Annotated in this window: 16 protein-coding genes; 10 read left to right on the top strand and 6 right to left on the bottom strand. The window is 52.8% G+C overall.

The window, feature by feature from the left end:
- The first annotated feature begins 13 nt into the window (after nt 1-13).
- Nucleotides 14-523, top strand: a complete 510-nt coding sequence (locus AADEFJLK_RS00505) for a DUF1993 domain-containing protein (protein WP_103972935.1) — start codon at nt 14-16, stop codon at nt 521-523.
- A 75-nt stretch (nt 524-598) separates the two neighbouring features.
- Here AADEFJLK_RS00505 and AADEFJLK_RS00500 read toward each other — a convergent pair whose 3' ends face one another.
- Both AADEFJLK_RS00500 and AADEFJLK_RS00495 read right to left on the bottom strand, forming a co-directional pair.
- Nucleotides 599-1,276: a response regulator transcription factor gene (locus AADEFJLK_RS00500; protein WP_103972934.1), complete on the bottom strand. Its 678-nt coding sequence runs from the start codon at nt 1,274-1,276 to the stop codon at nt 599-601.
- Between the two features lie 17 nt (nt 1,277-1,293).
- Nucleotides 1,294-1,659: a PepSY domain-containing protein gene (locus AADEFJLK_RS00495; protein WP_157679330.1), complete on the bottom strand. Its 366-nt coding sequence runs from the start codon at nt 1,657-1,659 to the stop codon at nt 1,294-1,296.
- Nucleotides 1,660-1,866: 207 nt separating this feature from the next.
- On the opposite strand from AADEFJLK_RS00495, the gene AADEFJLK_RS00490 reads away from it, so the two are divergent.
- Nucleotides 1,867-2,556 (top strand): WD40 repeat domain-containing protein, encoded by a 690-nt coding sequence (locus tag AADEFJLK_RS00490; protein ID WP_103972933.1) that lies wholly within the window; start codon nt 1,867-1,869, stop codon nt 2,554-2,556.
- A 104-nt stretch (nt 2,557-2,660) separates the two neighbouring features.
- Nucleotides 2,661-3,233: a Uma2 family endonuclease gene (locus AADEFJLK_RS00485; RefSeq protein WP_103972932.1), complete on the top strand. Its 573-nt coding sequence runs from the start codon at nt 2,661-2,663 to the stop codon at nt 3,231-3,233.
- Between the two features lie 79 nt (nt 3,234-3,312).
- Here the strand turns inward: AADEFJLK_RS00485 and AADEFJLK_RS00480 are convergent, their stop codons facing one another.
- The 4 genes from AADEFJLK_RS00480 to AADEFJLK_RS00465 form a co-directional block, all read right to left on the bottom strand.
- A complete protein-coding gene (locus tag AADEFJLK_RS00480; RefSeq protein ID WP_103972931.1) occupies nt 3,313-3,885 on the bottom strand; it encodes a hypothetical protein in 573 nt (190 codons plus the stop codon).
- A gap of 480 nt (nt 3,886-4,365) precedes the next feature.
- Complete coding sequence (locus AADEFJLK_RS00475) at nt 4,366-7,647, bottom strand: LAGLIDADG family homing endonuclease (protein ID WP_103972930.1); 3,282 nt, start codon at nt 7,645-7,647, stop codon at nt 4,366-4,368.
- Between the two features lie 283 nt (nt 7,648-7,930).
- Nucleotides 7,931-8,437, bottom strand: a complete 507-nt coding sequence (locus AADEFJLK_RS00470) for a GNAT family N-acetyltransferase (protein WP_103972929.1) — start codon at nt 8,435-8,437, stop codon at nt 7,931-7,933.
- Nucleotides 8,434-8,718 carry a type II toxin-antitoxin system TacA family antitoxin gene (locus AADEFJLK_RS00465; protein ID WP_088620389.1) on the bottom strand — a complete coding sequence of 95 codons (285 nt, stop codon included), beginning with the start codon at nt 8,716-8,718 and terminating at the stop codon, nt 8,434-8,436. The genes AADEFJLK_RS00470 and AADEFJLK_RS00465 overlap by 4 nt, the downstream gene beginning before the upstream one ends.
- Before the next feature lie 276 nt (nt 8,719-8,994).
- Here AADEFJLK_RS00465 and AADEFJLK_RS00460 point away from each other — a divergent pair, with 276 nt between their 5' ends.
- From AADEFJLK_RS00460 to AADEFJLK_RS00430, 7 genes are all read left to right on the top strand, one after another.
- Entirely contained in the window at nt 8,995-9,654 is a 660-nt protein-coding gene (locus tag AADEFJLK_RS00460) for an ABC transporter ATP-binding protein (RefSeq protein ID WP_103972928.1), read from the top strand.
- The gene (locus AADEFJLK_RS00455) at nt 9,641-10,432 is read left to right on the top strand and encodes an ABC transporter permease (protein WP_103972927.1); all 792 of its coding nucleotides are present in this window, start codon (nt 9,641-9,643) and stop codon (nt 10,430-10,432) included. The genes AADEFJLK_RS00460 and AADEFJLK_RS00455 overlap by 14 nt, the downstream gene beginning before the upstream one ends.
- A 544-nt stretch (nt 10,433-10,976) precedes the next feature.
- The gene (locus AADEFJLK_RS00450; RefSeq protein WP_103972926.1) at nt 10,977-11,447 is read left to right on the top strand and encodes a hypothetical protein; all 471 of its coding nucleotides are present in this window, start codon (nt 10,977-10,979) and stop codon (nt 11,445-11,447) included.
- A gap of 607 nt (nt 11,448-12,054) precedes the next feature.
- Nucleotides 12,055-14,730 carry a Sel1-like repeat-containing protein kinase family protein gene (locus AADEFJLK_RS00445; protein WP_103972925.1) on the top strand — a complete coding sequence of 892 codons (2,676 nt, stop codon included), beginning with the start codon at nt 12,055-12,057 and terminating at the stop codon, nt 14,728-14,730.
- Nucleotides 14,731-15,172: 442 nt separating this feature from the next.
- Nucleotides 15,173-15,460: a hypothetical protein gene (locus tag AADEFJLK_RS00440; RefSeq protein WP_103972924.1), complete on the top strand. Its 288-nt coding sequence runs from the start codon at nt 15,173-15,175 to the stop codon at nt 15,458-15,460.
- A gap of 459 nt (nt 15,461-15,919) precedes the next feature.
- A complete protein-coding gene (locus AADEFJLK_RS00435) occupies nt 15,920-16,300 on the top strand; it encodes a transposase (protein WP_088619415.1) in 381 nt (126 codons plus the stop codon).
- An 11-nt stretch (nt 16,301-16,311) separates the two neighbouring features.
- The gene (locus AADEFJLK_RS00430) at nt 16,312-16,878 is read left to right on the top strand and encodes an IS1595 family transposase (protein ID WP_088619416.1); all 567 of its coding nucleotides are present in this window, start codon (nt 16,312-16,314) and stop codon (nt 16,876-16,878) included.
- The last annotated feature ends 4 nt before the right edge of the window (nt 16,879-16,882 follow it).

Below are 16,882 nucleotides of genomic sequence, written 5' to 3'. Positions count from 1 at the left end.
GGAAAAACCGCCTATGTCCATTACCATGTACCAAGCTTCAGTCTCTGTCTTTATCCGTATGCTGGACAACCTGTCCGTTATCCTCGATAAAGCCGCCAGCCATGCCGAAGCCAAAAAAATCGACCCGAGCATTTTCATCACCGCCCGCTTGGCTCCCGACATGTACCCATTAAGCCGACAAATCCAAATCGCCACCGATATGGCGAAAGGCTGCGCGGCGCGGTTGGCTGGCTTAGACGTACCGTCTTATGAAGACAACGAAACGACTTTTTTAGAATTACAAACCCGGATCGCCAAAACTGTCGCCTTTTTGCACAGCATCGATGCCGAGCAAATTAACGGCAGCGAAGAAAAGCCGATTACCTTACGGACACCAAGCCGGGAATTGAGCTTTTTAGGCCAACCGTATTTACTCCACTTCGTCTTCCCTAATTTTTATTTCCATATCACCACCGCTTACGCCATCCTGCGCCATAACGGCGTGGCCATAGGCAAATTGGATTTTGTCGGTAATCCTGATTAAGGATTCGGATATTGGAGCGCGGGCATCTTGCCCGCCCCTTGCGGGCAAGATGCCCGCGCTCCAAAGGTGATGGGCTTAGCCGCCGCCATCCAAAATATACCCCGCGCCCCGTACCGTTAAAATCAACTCCGGTTTGCCGCCCGCATTCAGCTTACCGCGCAAACGGCTGATATGGGTCTCGACCATATTGGTCTTCGGGTCGAAATGAAAATCCCAAACATTTTCCAGCAACAGGGTGCGCGTCACCACCTGCCCGGCATGACGCGCCAGATACTCTAACAGGCGGAATTCGGTCGGTTGCAGCTCAATGGCCTGACCGCCGCGCTTAACCACGCGCTTTAACAGGTCAATCTCCAAGTCCTGCACCTGTAAATAGGTCGGCTCCACCGTCATTTGCGGACGGCGCAACAAAGCATTGACCCGTGCCGCCAGCTCACTAAACGCAAACGGCTTGACCAGATAATCATCCGCCCCCGCATTCAGCCCCTCGACCCGGTCATCAATCCCGCACATCGTCGTCAAAAACAATACCGGCACGGTACAGCCGCTACTGCGCAAGGTTTTGACCAAGGTCAGGCCATCTAACTGCGGCAACATCCGGTCGATCACCAAGACATCATAAGCCCCAGTTTTCGCCAACAACAACCCCTCCAAGCCATCACTTGCCGAATCCACGGTAAATCCGCTTTCTTTAAGGCCATTGGCAATATAATTGCGGGTTTCCTTATCATCTTCAATAATGGCTATTTTCATGGTCTCAAACCGTTGGGCTACTCTTTATCGTGGCCACTTTTTTCGTCTTTGTCATCATCATCGTCTTCCAAGGCTACTTTCAGCACTTGTCCGGTCTTAGCGTCGATCATGGCTTCATGGAGGATGCCGTCTTTCACGACTTCAACTTCAAACTGCACCGTGCTGGCCTTATCTTCCAACTCAGCCTCCAGCGCCTTACCGCCGATTTTTTGTTCGGCGATTTTAATCGCCTCGGTCAGGGAAATCTTGGCTTGGCTGAACAGCTGCAATTTTTTCGCCGCCTCGCCCTTGTCGTCATCCGCTTGGCTTACCGTCACACCAGCGGCGGCGATTAAACCTGTCATCACTAAAGCCAGCACTGTTTTGGGGGTTAATTTCTTCATCGTCATACCTTTATCGTCAGCCCTCAGGCACCATTGCCAAAGGTTGGTAACAGCATAACCCCCCGCACCTTACCACAAACCTTCTAAAACTATACCGTTTGGTAATGTTAGCGGGCGGCCTATTGGCTTGCACGTTAATCCCCGCACTCGTTTTTTACCCTAGTTACGCTATACTAAGGTTTTTAACACCGCCCCCTAAGTGACCTGATGCCACCCCTACCCGTCCTTTTGCTCAGCCTATTATCCGCCACCACCGCCCTAGGTGTCCAAGCCGAGACCTACCTGGTACAGACATCGGCAGACGGTAACATCAGTTGCCTAGACACAACGGGCAAAACCATCCCCTTGACTGGCAAAGGCGATAACAGCAGCCAAGCCACCTTGTCACCCGACGGGCATACCGTCGCCTTTATCAAGGTTGACAGCCAATCCTCTGATGAATTTTCCCATTCCCTCAACAGCGTCTGGTTAGGCGATTGCACCACGGGAGCCAGCCGCCGCCTACTCGCCCCCCACGCCTCCGGCAACCCCAAGCAAACGCTCACCGAACTCAACACGCCGACCTTTTCCTTAAACGGCAACTTTGTCTACGTCATCACCCCCGCCTGGACAACCGCCGATGCCATCCACCAAATCAACATCAACACGGGAAAAGTACGCTTTATCATTGAAGGCGACAGCTTCGAACTGATCCGCCACGGTGGCTATGCCGGCTATTTAGTCGTCAAACGCCATCTGGAAATGGGAACCGACGATTCGCCCGCTTATTTTGTCGTCAACCCGAACGGCGAAGACATCATCGAAATACCTGACTCCGAAGACAACTACCCGGCGGTCGGGCAATGGCTGAAACACCACCACTCGGCAATGGGCGGCACAGAACCCGCACCAAACTGATCCGCGCCGGAGCGGTGCGGCAATAGGATGATTTTTTAACCAATGGCAGTGGGGTACAATACGCTTTCTGTGTTAGCCCTTTAGCCAACCCCAGTAGGCCGTTTATGAATTCCGTACTAGCCTTAAACCCTTACACCGCCGAGGACTATCTGGCAACCGAAGCCTTGGCCGATTTTAAAAGCGAATATTATGCAGGCGAGATTTTTCCCATGGCAGGTGGCAGTATTAACCATAACCAAATCGTCATCAACCTGTGCATTATTTTTGGGTTGGCGTTTAAAAAACAGCCTTACCGCGTGTTGGCGGGCGATGTAAAACTCCATACCCCCGGCTTCGAGTCCTTCACTTATCCCGATGTGATGGTCATTAAAGACCCGCCCGCGTATTGGCAAGACCGCCGCGATACGGTGTGTAGTGCGGTGTCGGTGGTTGAGGTGCTGTCTGACAGCACCAAAGATTATGACCGGGGCGATAAGTTTGCCGTCTACCGCCAGCTTGCCGAGTTGCAGGATTATATCCTGATTAGCCAAGATAAAATCCACGTCGAGCATTATAGCCGCCAAGCCCCGCAGCAATGGCTGATGACCGAATACACCAGCCTGGAGGCTGTGCTGACGGTTGCCGCGCTGGCGACTGATTTGGCCTTAAGTGACCTGTATGACAAAGTGGCTTTATAGGGGTATGAAATCATTCCGTACACCGCTTAGAGCGCGGGCATCTTGCCCGCTTTATTAGCCGTGTTGCCTTGCCGTGCCGCTATTCCCTAACGCCGTTCCAGACGGCACTGTTATCTAAGGTATCGCCTGCACCCCAATGGCCTATAAAACTGTTGAGGTCTTCCGAAAACTCAACTTGCAGTATACCGCTGCCGTTATCGTCATGCCATTTGAATTGTATGGCCTTAGGGCCGGTGATTTCGGCATGGGTCAGGGTGCCGCCGATGGGCTTAGTGTTTTCTTGGATGATATAAGTGCCGATGATTTTATTTTTGCTGTCAATGCTAAAAGTGGTGCGGACAGGGTAAGCTTGGCCTGTACTGGTGGCTTGGCCTTGGTAGCTGCCGGCGATGTTGAAAAACCACGCGCTAGGAATGGCGGCGGCTTCGGTGATTATTTCGGGTTCTTCGTCGGCTTGGGTTGGCGATAATAATTTATCCGGGCCAATAATACCGATACCCAGCATGAACAGGCCAACGCTAGCCAGCACAATACGCGCGGTCAGCTGACTTAATTTGACCGACAGGTGTTTGCTGAAAATTTCTCCGGTACAGCCAAGTAACAGGAACAAGCTACCTAGCAACACCAGTAGCGCGGGCATATCGAAATTCATGGTGGAATCCTTGGTAAATAACGGGGTTCGGGCGGGGGTATAGTGTAGCTAGGCCGTGGCGTTATGGCAATGTGGCGGCGAGGCTTTTGTGTGCTTAGAAACGTGTATGAAATAAAACCTGTTGAACAGGCGAAAGTACGGCAACCCCCTCCCTCCTGAGCGAAGCCGAAGGGCTCCCCCTTGGCAGGGGGAGGGGCATTTTTCCCCTAATTTTCGCCCGTACGACGGAGAAGCCATAAGCTCCCTCCCCTGCCAAGGGCGACTGCATGGATGCACACCCTCAGGGGTATAAAGGAGGTAGAGCAACGCAAGGAGCGGTTGCCGAGAGGGCTGGGGTGGGGTTTAACACGCTGAGGTGCAAAATAAACGCCTACTTAATTTTATGCACGTTCCTTAAGGCAGGCTTTACCAAAAGGTGTGGGAATTGGAGAGGCGGACAGGGTGCAAAGGCCGAAGCCCTTGCACCCGCAGGTGCTGTGCTTAAAACTTGCCGTAATAGCCTTCTTTCAGCGCGTCGAACAAGTTGGCCGCGGTATGGGTTTCGCCGTCGTATTCAACTTCTTCATTGCCTTTAAATTCCATCACCGAACCGTCTTCTAAGGTGAACTGGTAAGTGGTGTTTTCCAAATCGGATTCTTTCACCAACACGCCTTGGAACACTTCGGGGTTGAAGCGGAAGGTAGTGCAGCCTTTTAGGCCTTGCTCGTAAGCATATTGGTAAATGGACTTAAAGTCTTCGTAAGGGTAATCGGTCGGCACGTTAGCTGTTTTGGAGATCGACGAGTCTATCCATTTTTGCGCAGCGGCCTGAATATCGACATGCTGCTTGGGCGATACATCATCAGCGGCGATGAAGTAGGCTGGCAGTTGGTGCTTGGGGTTGTCGCTATAGGGCATGGCTTCGGGGTTTACCATGTGCCGATAGGCTAACAGCTCGAACGAGAACACATCGACTTTTTCCTTAGATTTTTTACCCGCGCGGATAATGTTGCGCGAATAATGGTGGGCAAAGCTCGGTTCGATGCCGTTGCTGGCGTTATTGGCCAACGACAGGGAGATAGTCCCGGTGGGGGCAATCGAGCTGTGGTGGGTGAAACGTGCGCCAGTTTCCGCCAATTGTTGCACCAGTTCCGGCTCGATTTGGGCGATTTTCTGCATATAACGGCTGTATTTGGCGTGGAGGATTTTTCCTGCCACGGTGTCGCCGATTTTATAGCCGTCAGCAAGCATTTCCGGGCGTTGGTGGAGCATTTCGCCCGTGACGGTGAATGCTTGTTCCATAATCGGCGCGGCACCTTTTTCTTTGGCTAAGGACAGCGCTGCTTTCCAGCCTTCGACCGCCAGCACTTTGGTGACTTCTTCGGTAAAGGCTAAAGACTCCGTGTTGCCGTAGCGCATCCCCAGCATGGTGACGGTGGAGCCTAAGCCTAAATAGCCCATGCCATGACGGCGTTTGCTGGTTATTTCCTCGCGTTGGTTTGCTAACGGCAAGCCGTTCAGTTCGACGACGTTATCGAGCATCCGGGTGAAGATTTTGATGGTTTTGCGGTAGCTGTCCCAGTCGAAATAGGCATCGGCGGTGAACGGCTTTTTGACGAAGCGGGTCAGGTTGATGGAACCGAGCAGACAACTACCATAAGGTGGTAACGGCTGCTCACCACAATTACCTGTTGAAATTCCATTGAAGACTAAAGTATTTTTATCGTCTTGTGTAGTATCAAAAACCGCTTCTTTTCCGATATGATCGATACTGGCGATTGCGCTGGTAAAATTATTGGCTTGGGCTTGGCCTAAAGTTTGTTTCCACTCGCTGTATTTGGCGTTCTTCGCCGCGCCTAAAAAGCCGATTTCCTGCATAAAGGTGTCGCGCGATTGCGAACCGATGATTAATTCATAATCGGCTTGGCAGTGGTAGGCTTTGCGCCCGCCTTTGCCGTCCGGCAACAGGCGTTCGCCACCGTTGCGGCGCAGTGACACGCGGCAGAAAATGCCGAAATTGCTTAACAGCATTTGCACGTCTTGCAGCAATTGCGGGTGGCTGGAGGCGAGGCGGATGGTGCAGTAATGGTGTTTGTCGTCGCGTTGTACCGTGCCGTCGGCTTGGAACAAGCCGCGTAAATAACCTTTCACACACGCTTCGGTGCCTTGCCAAATCGCTTCCGGCACACTCAATTTACTGGCTTTGTTAAAGCCGTAAAATTCCAGCAACCGCGCCAGCAATACCGAGCGGATCATAATCAAGTTGCGTTGCGGAATGGCGACGGAAGAGACTTGGTAAGTGCGTTGCAGTTGTTGCTCTTGGGCATTGGCGGCCAGCAGTTGGTTGATATAGGCCACCAATTGCGGGGCGAGGCCACGGTCGTCGTTCCACAGGTTAATCACTGCCGCCTGTTGGTTTTTGCCCCGGTTGGTGAAGTGGCCGTCACCCGTCATCAAGCCCAGTAACTGGCCGAAATTGTGGTCACCCATGCTGCCGAATTGGCCTTTGCCGGATTGGATCAGCAGTTCGTCGCCGACGCGCAGGTCTTTCAATTTGATTTTGCCGCGTGGGGTATAAAAATCGTGCCAGGCGGTGGCTTTAATCTCGTAGCCGTCGCGGGTGCGGACGCGGTATACGTCGGCGGAGGCGGCGGTCATAAACGCGGGTTTGGCAGGGCGCACTTCGGTGCCGAAACTGTCTTGCCCCAAGGCGCGTTTATCGACGGTCACTTGCAAGGCCGCACCGCTACGGTATAAATCGCCGATTTTCACCAAGCCGTATTGGGTGTGCAAACGGGTGTCGGCGGTCACGCAAGGGTTGGTGGCGCGGATTTTTTCGCAGAACCAGTTGTTGTTCATCTCATTGACTTTGTCGATCAGGATGAAGCCCGGTTCGGCGTAGTCGTAGGTGGAACTCATAATCATGTCCCACAAACGCCGGGCGGGCAAAGTTTTGGTGATGCGGCAGGCGACCAGGCCGTCATCGTTGGCCAGGTAGTTGCTTTTGTTCGGGAACTCACGCCAGATGATTTGCTCGCGGTTGTTCAGGTCGAGCTTGTCGGCTTGAGCTTCTTTGGCGGTGACTGGGAAGGACAACGGCCAGAGCTGGTCATTTTGCACCGCCTGCATAAAGTCGGCGGTAATCAGCAAGGACAGGTTGAACTGGCGCAAACGCCCGTCTTCGCGCTTGGCGCGGATAAACTCGATCACATCGGGGTGGCCGATGTCAAACGTCGCCATTTGCGCCCCGCGCCGCCCGCCCGCCGAAGACACGGTAAAGCACATCTTGTCGTAAATATCCATGAACGACAAAGGGCCGGAGGTGTACGCGCCCGCACCGGACACATACGCGCCTTTTGGGCGTAGCGTAGAAAATTCGTAACCGATGCCGCAGCCCGCTTTCAAGGTCAAGCCCGCTTCGTGGACTTTGTGCAGGATGTCGTCCATCGAATCGGCGATGATGCCGGACACGGTGCAGTTGATGGTCGAAGTGGCAGGCTTGTGCTCTAAGGCGCCCGCGTTGGAGACGATGCGTCCGGCAGGGATTGCGCCTTGGCGCAAGGCCCAGAGGAAGTCTTTGTAGCACTGGTCTTGCTTGGCTTTGCCCTGCTCGACTTCGGACAGGGCTTTGGCGACCCGTTGGTAAGTGCCGTCGATGGTGGTGTCTAAAGTCACGCCCGCCTTGGTTTTTAGGCAGTATTTGGTGTCCCAGATGTCCATAGACGCGTCTTGGAACGGGATTTCGGTGACGGATTGGGGGATGACGTGGAGTTGTGCTGACATTGACGGCTGTCCTGGGGGTAAAAGGATACGGGTAAAAAAACAAGCCATAAATCAGCGCCTTAAGTGGCAGCTAAAGCATGGCTTTGGGGCTATATGTAGTTATTTTTAATTATCTTAGCACAATATGTAGTGGTTGAAAGCAAAAAAGCCGGAAATAAAAATATACTGGAAACTGCTTGCAAGCGGGGGGTTTTTTGGGTAGGGATGGGGGGGGTGATGGGGATTTTTAGGGGTTTCGGGTAAGCGGTTGTCTTGCAAGGGGTTTGGGTTTGGGGAAGAAAAATTAGCGTAAGGTCGGGGGGATATAGCCCGCAATAGGCAATATTAACCGATGGGGCAGACTGCCAAAATTCAAAAAATGGTGGTGACGGTAGAAGGCTTCGGCCTGTTCGTCTTTGGCGGTAACTACGAGGGCGGCAACGGCAATTTCAGAGTGCAAGGCACGAAGGGTGGCATCTGCCAAAAGGGTTGCGCCGAGACCACACCCCTGAAAACTAGCGTCAACAGCTAAACGGCCCAGTAAAGCAACAGGCACAGATGGGTAGCGGGCGAGTCCTTTGGTGAGCTGAACGGGTAGCTCATTAAGCGGTGTGCAAGCAGCGGACAGTGTGTAGTAACCGGCTAATGCACCGTTAATATTGTCAACAGCGACATAACAGGAAGCCGCCCGGCGGCGTACATCTTGGCTTGCCTGTTCCCGCAAGTAACGGTCAAGTGCAGGGGTTCCGCAGGTAAACGCGGAGCGGTTATGGTCACTGGCAAGCGGCTCTATGCGAAACCGGGGTATCACTCAATGCCCAACAATTCACGGCGACGCTCAAACGCTTTGAGCATAGCCGCAGAGGGGGCAGGCGGGTTAAGCAGCAGCTCATAAAAGCGCAGCTGGTCTTCCGCCGACAAGCGGACAATATTGGTTTCTTCTATGATCCTGTTAGCGGCCTCTTGTGCCGCCGTCACCATAAAATCGCTGACGCTACGCCCTTGAAGTTCAGCGGCACGGCGAACAAGGGCAAGGGCATCGGGGGAAATGCGCGCTTCAACACGGGCGGTACGATGGGTTTCTGGTGTCATTATGGCTAACCTCGTTTTTTTCGAGTGTACGGCGATAACGCGTACATGTCAACGGCTTTTTATTGACGGCATTTAATGTCGGGCAGGCTGTTTTTGCCTGACAAACCACCCCGAATAAAACGTATCTTTTGCCACCCCCTCATATCCTTAAAACGGCTATTTTGAGGTACACAAGAAGAGCCTACCCGCTTTGTATGGTAAACCCCCTCAAAGCCATGGGTTTCAGGCCAGATAAAGGTTATCATGGCAACATCCCCTGCTGCCCTAACCCCACTCATGCCCGCAATTATCCGTTTCTCCCATGTCACCGTCAGTGTCCCTGACAAAACCCTGCTCCACGATGTCAGTTTTACCGTTAACACCGGCGATAAGGCGGTGTTATGCGGCAAATCGGGGTCGGGGAAAAGTACGGTGCTGAAAACCTTGCTCGGCCTATTGCCTGTACAAGAGGGGGTGATTGAATTTCAGGGGCAGCCTTTGAATGTTGCGACCTTGGCGCTTATCCGCCGCCATACCGCTTATATCGGCCAAGAGCCGGTGCTGGGGGCGGAGACGGTGCATGAGGCCTTGTTATTGCCGTTCCGGTTTAAGGCCCACCGCGACGCGCTACCCAGCCCCGCGCGGTTGGAGGAGGTGCTGGCGCGGTTAGGTCTAAGTCCGGCGTTGCTGGCACAGGACTGTGCACGGGTATCCGGCGGCGAGAAGCAGCGGTTGGCTCTGGCGCGGGGGCTGTTATTGGGCAAAAGCGTTTACCTGCTTGATGAAGTCACCAGCGCCTTGGATGAGGACAGTAAACAGGCAGTGTTCGCGGTGTTTGCCGACCCCGCCCTGACGGTGTTGTCGGTCGCCCATGACCCCGATTGGCTGGCCTGTTGCACTAAGATGTGGCAGATGGCGGACGGGTGTTTGTCGGAGGTCAGCCATGAATACGCTTGATATTGCCGCGCCGCAATTGGCGGTATTATATGGCTTGTGCCTGTTGCCCCTAGGGGTGTTGTGGCTGGTCGGCCTGCGCTTGGGACGGGATATTTTCATCGGCGTGGTGCGGATGAGCGTGCAGTTGGCCTTGGTCGGGTTTTACCTGAAAACCTTATTCACCCTCAATAACCCATGGTTAAACGCGCTGTGGATTTTGGTGATGCTGGTGGTGGCGGATTTGAGCATTATCCAGCGGGCGGGGCTGCGGGCGCGGTTTTTTGCCTTGTCCACACTGGTGGCGGTTACGGTCAGCACTTTGTTATCGACGTTTTATCTGGTGGTGTTGGTCATCCGCCCGGAGCTGTTTTACGATGCCCGTTATCTGGTGCCGTTGGCGGGGATGGTGTTGGGCAATTGCCAGCAAGGCAATGTCATTGCCCTGGAGCGGTTTTATGCGGCATTGCGCCGGAATGAGTTGGAGTACCAGACCTTTTTGCTGTTGGGGGCGAGCCGTTGGGAGGCAGTGCTACCGTATTACCGCACCGCCGTTAAAGCCGCCATCAGCCCTACCCTCGCCAATATGACGACCATGGGGCTGGTGTCATTACCCGGCATGATGACCGGGCAAATCCTCGGCGGTAGCGAGCCGTGGCTGGCGGTCAAGTATCAGATCGCCATTATGGTGGGCATTTTCGCCAGTACCACCTTGGCCTGCGCCATTAATCTGCGCCTGAGCATGAGGATGGCGTTTAATGGCTATGATGTGTTGAAAGGGGAGGTGTTTGCGGGGAAGTGACCAAGAAGCGAAACAGTGGCCGCGTAGCGCGTCGGCACATACCGCCAAGCCTTCAACACACAATATCCAAGCCCTTTTTTTGCACCAGATACTATGGCCCCTGTCTCCGCATTTGGGTAGCCATTGCCCTTAGATTGGGCGGTTTAGCCGTCAAGCTTTAAAAAAATAGGTTGGCATGGCCTTGGGCAGAAAAATAATTTGCGCCGTTTCCGTTAAATATCAAAAAGCTGGCTAATTTTTGCTAAATATGTGACATATTCACTACTTTTTTGGTACTCGTTAATTTTTTTAGCGGCTTAATTTTTGTATTATGCCAATGGCTAGGGGGCTTTCGCAGATTTACTGCGCAGGTTTTCTGGTTATAAGAAAACCATGCGTAATTGCCACAACAAAGGCCTTGCCTAAGGCAAGCGGCAAAAAAGCCGACGCGTGAGAGCCGCATAAACTTCAGCACTGATTTGTAGCCTTATAGGCTTCAAAACCTTGCCATGCAACGTCTCTACAATAAATTTTATTTCGTACACAACCCTTAATCTTGATCCCTATGAAACCGATTGCTATTTGTTGCCTGTTGTTAGCCAGTTTTTTGGTTGCCGGAAACGGTGTTGGCAAAGAAAACTTGCCCGCCGGCCATCTGATGCACTTTGATAATCTCAATAAGTTTGGCGGCGGCTACTCGCTGGATGTTTTTGACGATAAAAAGATACACGCGGCGTTAAAAAAATTGCTGGGTAAATACCTTAGCCAGTTCAAGGATAATCTGAGCGTGTCTGATGGCATTGCAATCAATACTGCCGGTGCATTGGAGACCAGCGGTTGCGCTCAGCATTTGTGTACCATTGAAGACGCTACCCTTTATATGCACGCCAGCGGCGAAATCTATGCGGCTATCCATACCGACAAAAAAGTCCTGTATTTCACTACGGACGCAGAATATAAGGCTAAACCCATTGATCCTATTGTTAGGTTCATGAAAGCTTTTCCCGAAGCGCAGTTGGTTCTTATGAGTAAATGACGGGGCCCGATATTTAAGGGGCAAATATATGCCCCATGCCGTGCGGCTGGGTTTAAGTCCGGTTAGATTCTCCCTGCCCGACCCCATCAGGGAAGGGAGATAAACTACACCACAACCTGTTTTTTTAAAACAGCTTACGGTTTTTTCCAATATCCGGTAGCCAGGCTATTGATTTGAATCCATAAATGTTAAAAACGTGATCGTCGGGTACAAAAGTCCGGGCAGTTGTAACCCTACCCCGATAACCCCTTGCTTTGCCTACCCAAGCCTCAGCCCTTCGCGTCCTTCTTGGTTTTTTTCGCGGCTTTTTTCTCTTTAGGGCTTAACGCGGGTTTCTTCTTCTCTTCTTTATTGCTCTTTTGTTCTTTGCTCATGGCCTTAGCTCCGTTCGCTATTGGGGTGGGCGGATGTGCCTTAACGTGGGCGGTTGATTTTGCCGCCAAGGTTAACCCCCGAAGCTTTACTATAGGCCTATTCGCGCCGCCCTGCTTGACTATTTATGCGGCAAAACGGGCGAAACGCACAGCGATAGCAGCCACTATTACGCCCAGTCCAGTAGTTTGGGTTAGAATAACCCCCTATCGACCATCAACCCCAAGAACCCACTATGAACTACGCTGCCCACAGCCATTGCCCCAATTGCTTCCAGCCCAGTACCCAAGCTATTTGCGCCAGCTGCGGTTTCGACCGCGCCACTTATGTGGAAGAAGCCTTGCATTTGCCTTTGTTCAGCGTAGTTGGGGGGCAATATACCTTGGGGCGGGTGGTGGCGGCGGACGCGGTGGGCATTGTCTATACGGCGCAAAAGACTGGCGGCGCGATCCTGACGGTCAGGGAGTATTACCCCGAACCGCTGGCTGTGCGCACCCGCACCGGCACGGTGATGCCCAAAAGCGGCACGGCCAGGCCGCAAGGCTTCGCCCAAGGCTACCAACATTTTATCGACGAGGCGCGGCTGCTCAACAGTTGCCAGCCGTTGCCCGGCATCGTCCGCTTTGTCGATTTGGTCGAGCAATACGGCACGGCCTATTGGGTGATGGACAGCATCGACGGTTGCCCCTTGCAAGACGCTTGGCACCAACAACCCAAACAACCCGCATCTTACCTTAAGCTCTGGCTCAAACCTTTGCTGGACACCTTAGAGCAACTCCAACAACGCGGCATCCATTCGCCCGACCTGACTTTACACAACATTTTCTTACGCGGCGGCGCGAAAAAACCCCAAGATCCGGTGCTGATGGACTTGGGCCTGACCCGCCAAAGCGTGTTGGACTTGGATGCGGCGCAAGCGGGCGACGGCCTGTACACACTGGGGGCGTTGCTGTTCCAATGCCTTAACGGTACGCCGCCGCCCAGTTTTGCACAATGCCGGCAGGGTGTGCCGCTGACTTTTGTCGGCAGCCATCTGGATCCGTACCTAAAAACCGCCATCGAACGTTGTCTGATGGTCACGGCGACCGACCGCCCCGCCGACATCAGCGCCTTAAAAACCCTGTTGGCACCGTTCCTGAACGCCCGCCCGCCAGTAACGCCCGTGGCGGTGGCCGAGAAAAAAACCGACGATCCGGCGTTGTGGCAACATACCCGCAACGCCGACAGCATCGAAGCTTACCAGGCCTATCTCCAAGCTTACCCGGCCAGCGCCAAAAAAGAAGCCGCCGAAGAGGCCATGAAGCGCCTTAAGCTGGAGGCGGAACTGAAATTGCGCCAGTGGCAAGAAGCCCCGCGCAAGGATGACGGTTTTATTGATGATGCGGCGGAAGAGGACGAAGACGATGAGGATTATGACGACGAAAAACCCACCAACCTGTTCGTGCAATTGCTGAAAGTCATTTTTGGCGGGCTGTTGCTGGCCGCTATCGGCGCTGGCGGCTGGGCGGCTTATCAAGGCTATTTGGACATGCAGCAAAAGCACCAAGGCCAAGAGGAAGAGCAAAAAGTGCGCAGCGCCGAGCAAGAGCTGACCGCAACCTATTTGCCTAAGGATAACGCCAACGGCTTTTACCAAAGCCGTTGCCCGGATGGGCTCGAATTATGGCAAAAACTGGCCGACGCTAACAACGCCACCGCCCAAGCCCTGCTCAGCGGCTGTTACTTGTATGGGCAGGCCGTACCGGAAGACAAGGCGCTCGCCGCACAATGGCTACGCAAAGCCGCCGACCAAGGCTTAGCCCGTGCCCAAGCCGAACTGGCCGGATTGTACGCACTCGGCCAAGGCGTGACCGCCAATCCCGTTTTGGCCTTGCAGTGGTACCGCAAAGCCGCCGACCAAGGCCTCGCCGGGGCGCAGTTTAACGTCGGCCAAATGTATGCCAGCGGATCGGGCGGGGTCGCCGTTAATGATCGGGAGGCCTTAGAGTGGTTCCGCAAAGCCGCCGAGCAAGGCTACGCACCCGCACAAACCAGCGTCGGCTTGGCTTACGAGCAAGGCAAAGGCACCGCCCCCGACCGCCCCAAATCCTTAGAATGGTTACAAAAAGCCGCCGGCCAAGGCGACTTGCGCGGCCTGACCGCCTTAGGCTACAGCTATAAAAAAGCCGGCGACTTCGCCCAAGCCCAAGCTGCATTCAGCCCCGCCGCCGAGCGTAATTATCCCGACGCGCAATTTGGCTTGGCGTTGCTTTACCAATTCGGCAGCGGGGTCAAACAAGATTTTGCCCAAGCCGCACAATGGTTCCGCAAAGCCGCCGAACAAGGCCACGCACCAAGCCAATATTATCTGGGCAACCTCTACGAACTCGGCAACGGGGTCGGCCTGGACTTGGCGCAAGCGGTGGACTGGTACAAAAAAGCCGCCACCCAAGGCGACCCCGAAGGCCAAGCCCGCCTAGGCTATATGTTCGCCAACGGCAAAGGCATAGCCCAAGACGACCAGCAAGCAGTGGAGTGGTACAAAAAAGCCGCCACCCAAGGCAGTATCTTAGGGCAAGTGAGTTTGGGCTATATGTATGATGTCGGGCGCGGCATCAGCCAAGACTACCAGCAAGCCTTTAAATGGTATAAAAAAGCCGCCGAACAAGGCCTGGCCTCCGCCCAAGGCAACCTGGGTGTGCAATACCAATTCGGCAAAGGTGTGGAGCAAGACTACCAACAAGCCGCCTACTGGTACGGCAAAGCCGCCACCCAAGGCTACGCCCCCGCCCAAACCCACTTGGCGTATCTGTACGCCAGCGGCAAAGGCGTAGGCCAAGATTTGCAACAAGCCATCGCCTGGTACCAAAAAGCCGCCGCCCAAGGCGATGCCGATGCCCAAAAAGGCTTACAGGCTTTGGGGGTGCAGTAAGGGGGGGGGGCTGTGCAACACCTTAACCGTATCCAAAAAGTAATACCCTATGGGGATGCTGTTTTGTATTAGATGACTGACGTTACGCAGTAACATCTTTTCCCCGAATACCGCAGATTTTATCGGGATAAGCCCGAATACCCGCATAAAGGGGTGTGATAGGAATGCCGTGCATCAATATAAACACCCAAAGAGCATAACGACAGGAAGTCAATTCTGCCGCCATCCAATGACGAACGATTTATAGCTTAATGCGAATAGTTATCATGATTTTAGTAAATAAAGATCTTAAAATTAACCTAAGTGATTTTTAATTATACCATACTGTTTCAGACCCAAAGCGATATTAGTAGTTAGTTTAGTTTAGATTACTAAAAAATTAAACAAAGAGTTTTTGCTAATGTGGTAATGGCATTTATGTTGACGGCATCAACATTTACCTATGCCGGTTCAATTACTAAATAGAGATCTTACGTTCATAAAAACGGCCAATACGCCCAATGGCCATGTAGAAATTCATACCGCCTCAGCCACCTCCAATTATCAAACCCGCACTCTGGAACTCTGGACTACCTTCACTAATGAAACGGACGGAACTTGGATGATCAATGAAAAGATGGGGGCGTGGCAACCCAGTGAACAAAATGGCCTTCCTTGGTGGCAATTCAGTGACAGCAACCTAACAACTTTTTTCATTGATATAATTCCATTCTTTGTAGGTTTATTTTAAGTTTATAATGCACTAAAGGGCATTCCGATTGCCCAAAAAAAACAGCCGAGGTGACGGGACACCCCCGTCACCTTTCATCCATACCCTCAATGAAGTCGCCTAATCCCCTCGCAACGACCCATTTCTAACAGATGAAATGGCTATTGCTTAACATCCAAAGCAAAAACAAACAAAGCTCCGGCCTTATAGAGCTAGGGCTTCGGCTGAATTGCAAGCAAATAACGCATCTCCTCAGCCTGAGCCTACACCCAGGAAAAACAAATAAAGAGATTTTATTTCAGCATCTTATAAAAAAATCATCTAGATAATTCCAAAGGCATAAAAAACCAATACAATTATTAATTTCAGTTAATTTAAACCAAAAAAATTTCATAAGGGGGATTATTTGCATATCAAACCCCATAAATAAATCATTAAAGGCTCAATATGGGTTTTGAGGTCTTTTGATAAAATGGTCGGATGGAAACTTCAATCATAACCATCAAACAACTAGTCAGCGAAGCCCAGTGTTACGCGACCATCCGCCAGTTACGTTGGGCAGACGGTGTCACCTGCCCCCATTGCGACAGCGGCGACACGATCCGGCGCGGCTTCGACAGTCCGCAACGCCTTTGCCAGCGTTACCAATGCAAGGCTTGCAACAAACGTTTCGACGACTTGACCGAAACCGTGCTGTCAGGGCATCATCAGCCGCTGTCGGCCTGGGTGCTATGCCTGTATTTCATGGGGCTGAACCTGTCCAACCAGCAGATCGCCCAAGAATTGGATTTGAACAAGGACGACTTGCAGTATATGACAGAACACTTGCGCTTAGGTCTGGATAAAAAAAAGAGCGGGTAACCCTGTCCGGCGTGGTCGAATGCGACGAAGTCTACATCGTGGCGGGCCATAAAGGCCAGCCGGACAAAGTTGCCAAAGCCGGAAGGAAGCCCCGTTGCCGCCGCCTAAAAGGTGCACCGGGGCGTGGCACGGCGGAGACCGAGAAGCCGCCCGTCTTCGGCATGATCCAGCGCACAGGTGAAGTCGTCATCAGGATGCTCGAAAACGTGCAACAGCCCACCATCAAACCCTTGATCTTACAAACCATTATGCCCGGCACACAAATCTATACCGACGAATACAACATCTATAGCCGCTTGGAGGCTTGGGGTTACCCGCATAAGACGGTCAACCATTCGGCGGGGGAATATGCCCGTGACGAGGACGGCGACAGTTTTTGCGAAGTCCATTCAAACACCATGGAAGGCTTCTGGTCGCTGCTGCGTTCCTGGCTACGCCCGCATCGCGGCATATCACAGGCCAAGTTGCCCCTGTACCTGAGCTTTTTTGAGTTTGTCCATAATGTCAGAAAACGCGGGAAAAGCTTGCTGTCTTCGTTACTGGCTGTTTTAGTTAAAAAGACCCCGAAACCCATATAGAGCC

Origin of the sequence: Methylovulum psychrotolerans, from assembly GCF_002923755.1 — a bacterium.
Lineage (GTDB): Bacteria > Pseudomonadota > Gammaproteobacteria > Methylococcales > Methylomonadaceae > Methylovulum > Methylovulum psychrotolerans.
This window is presented reverse-complemented; position numbering and strand designations above follow the sequence as displayed.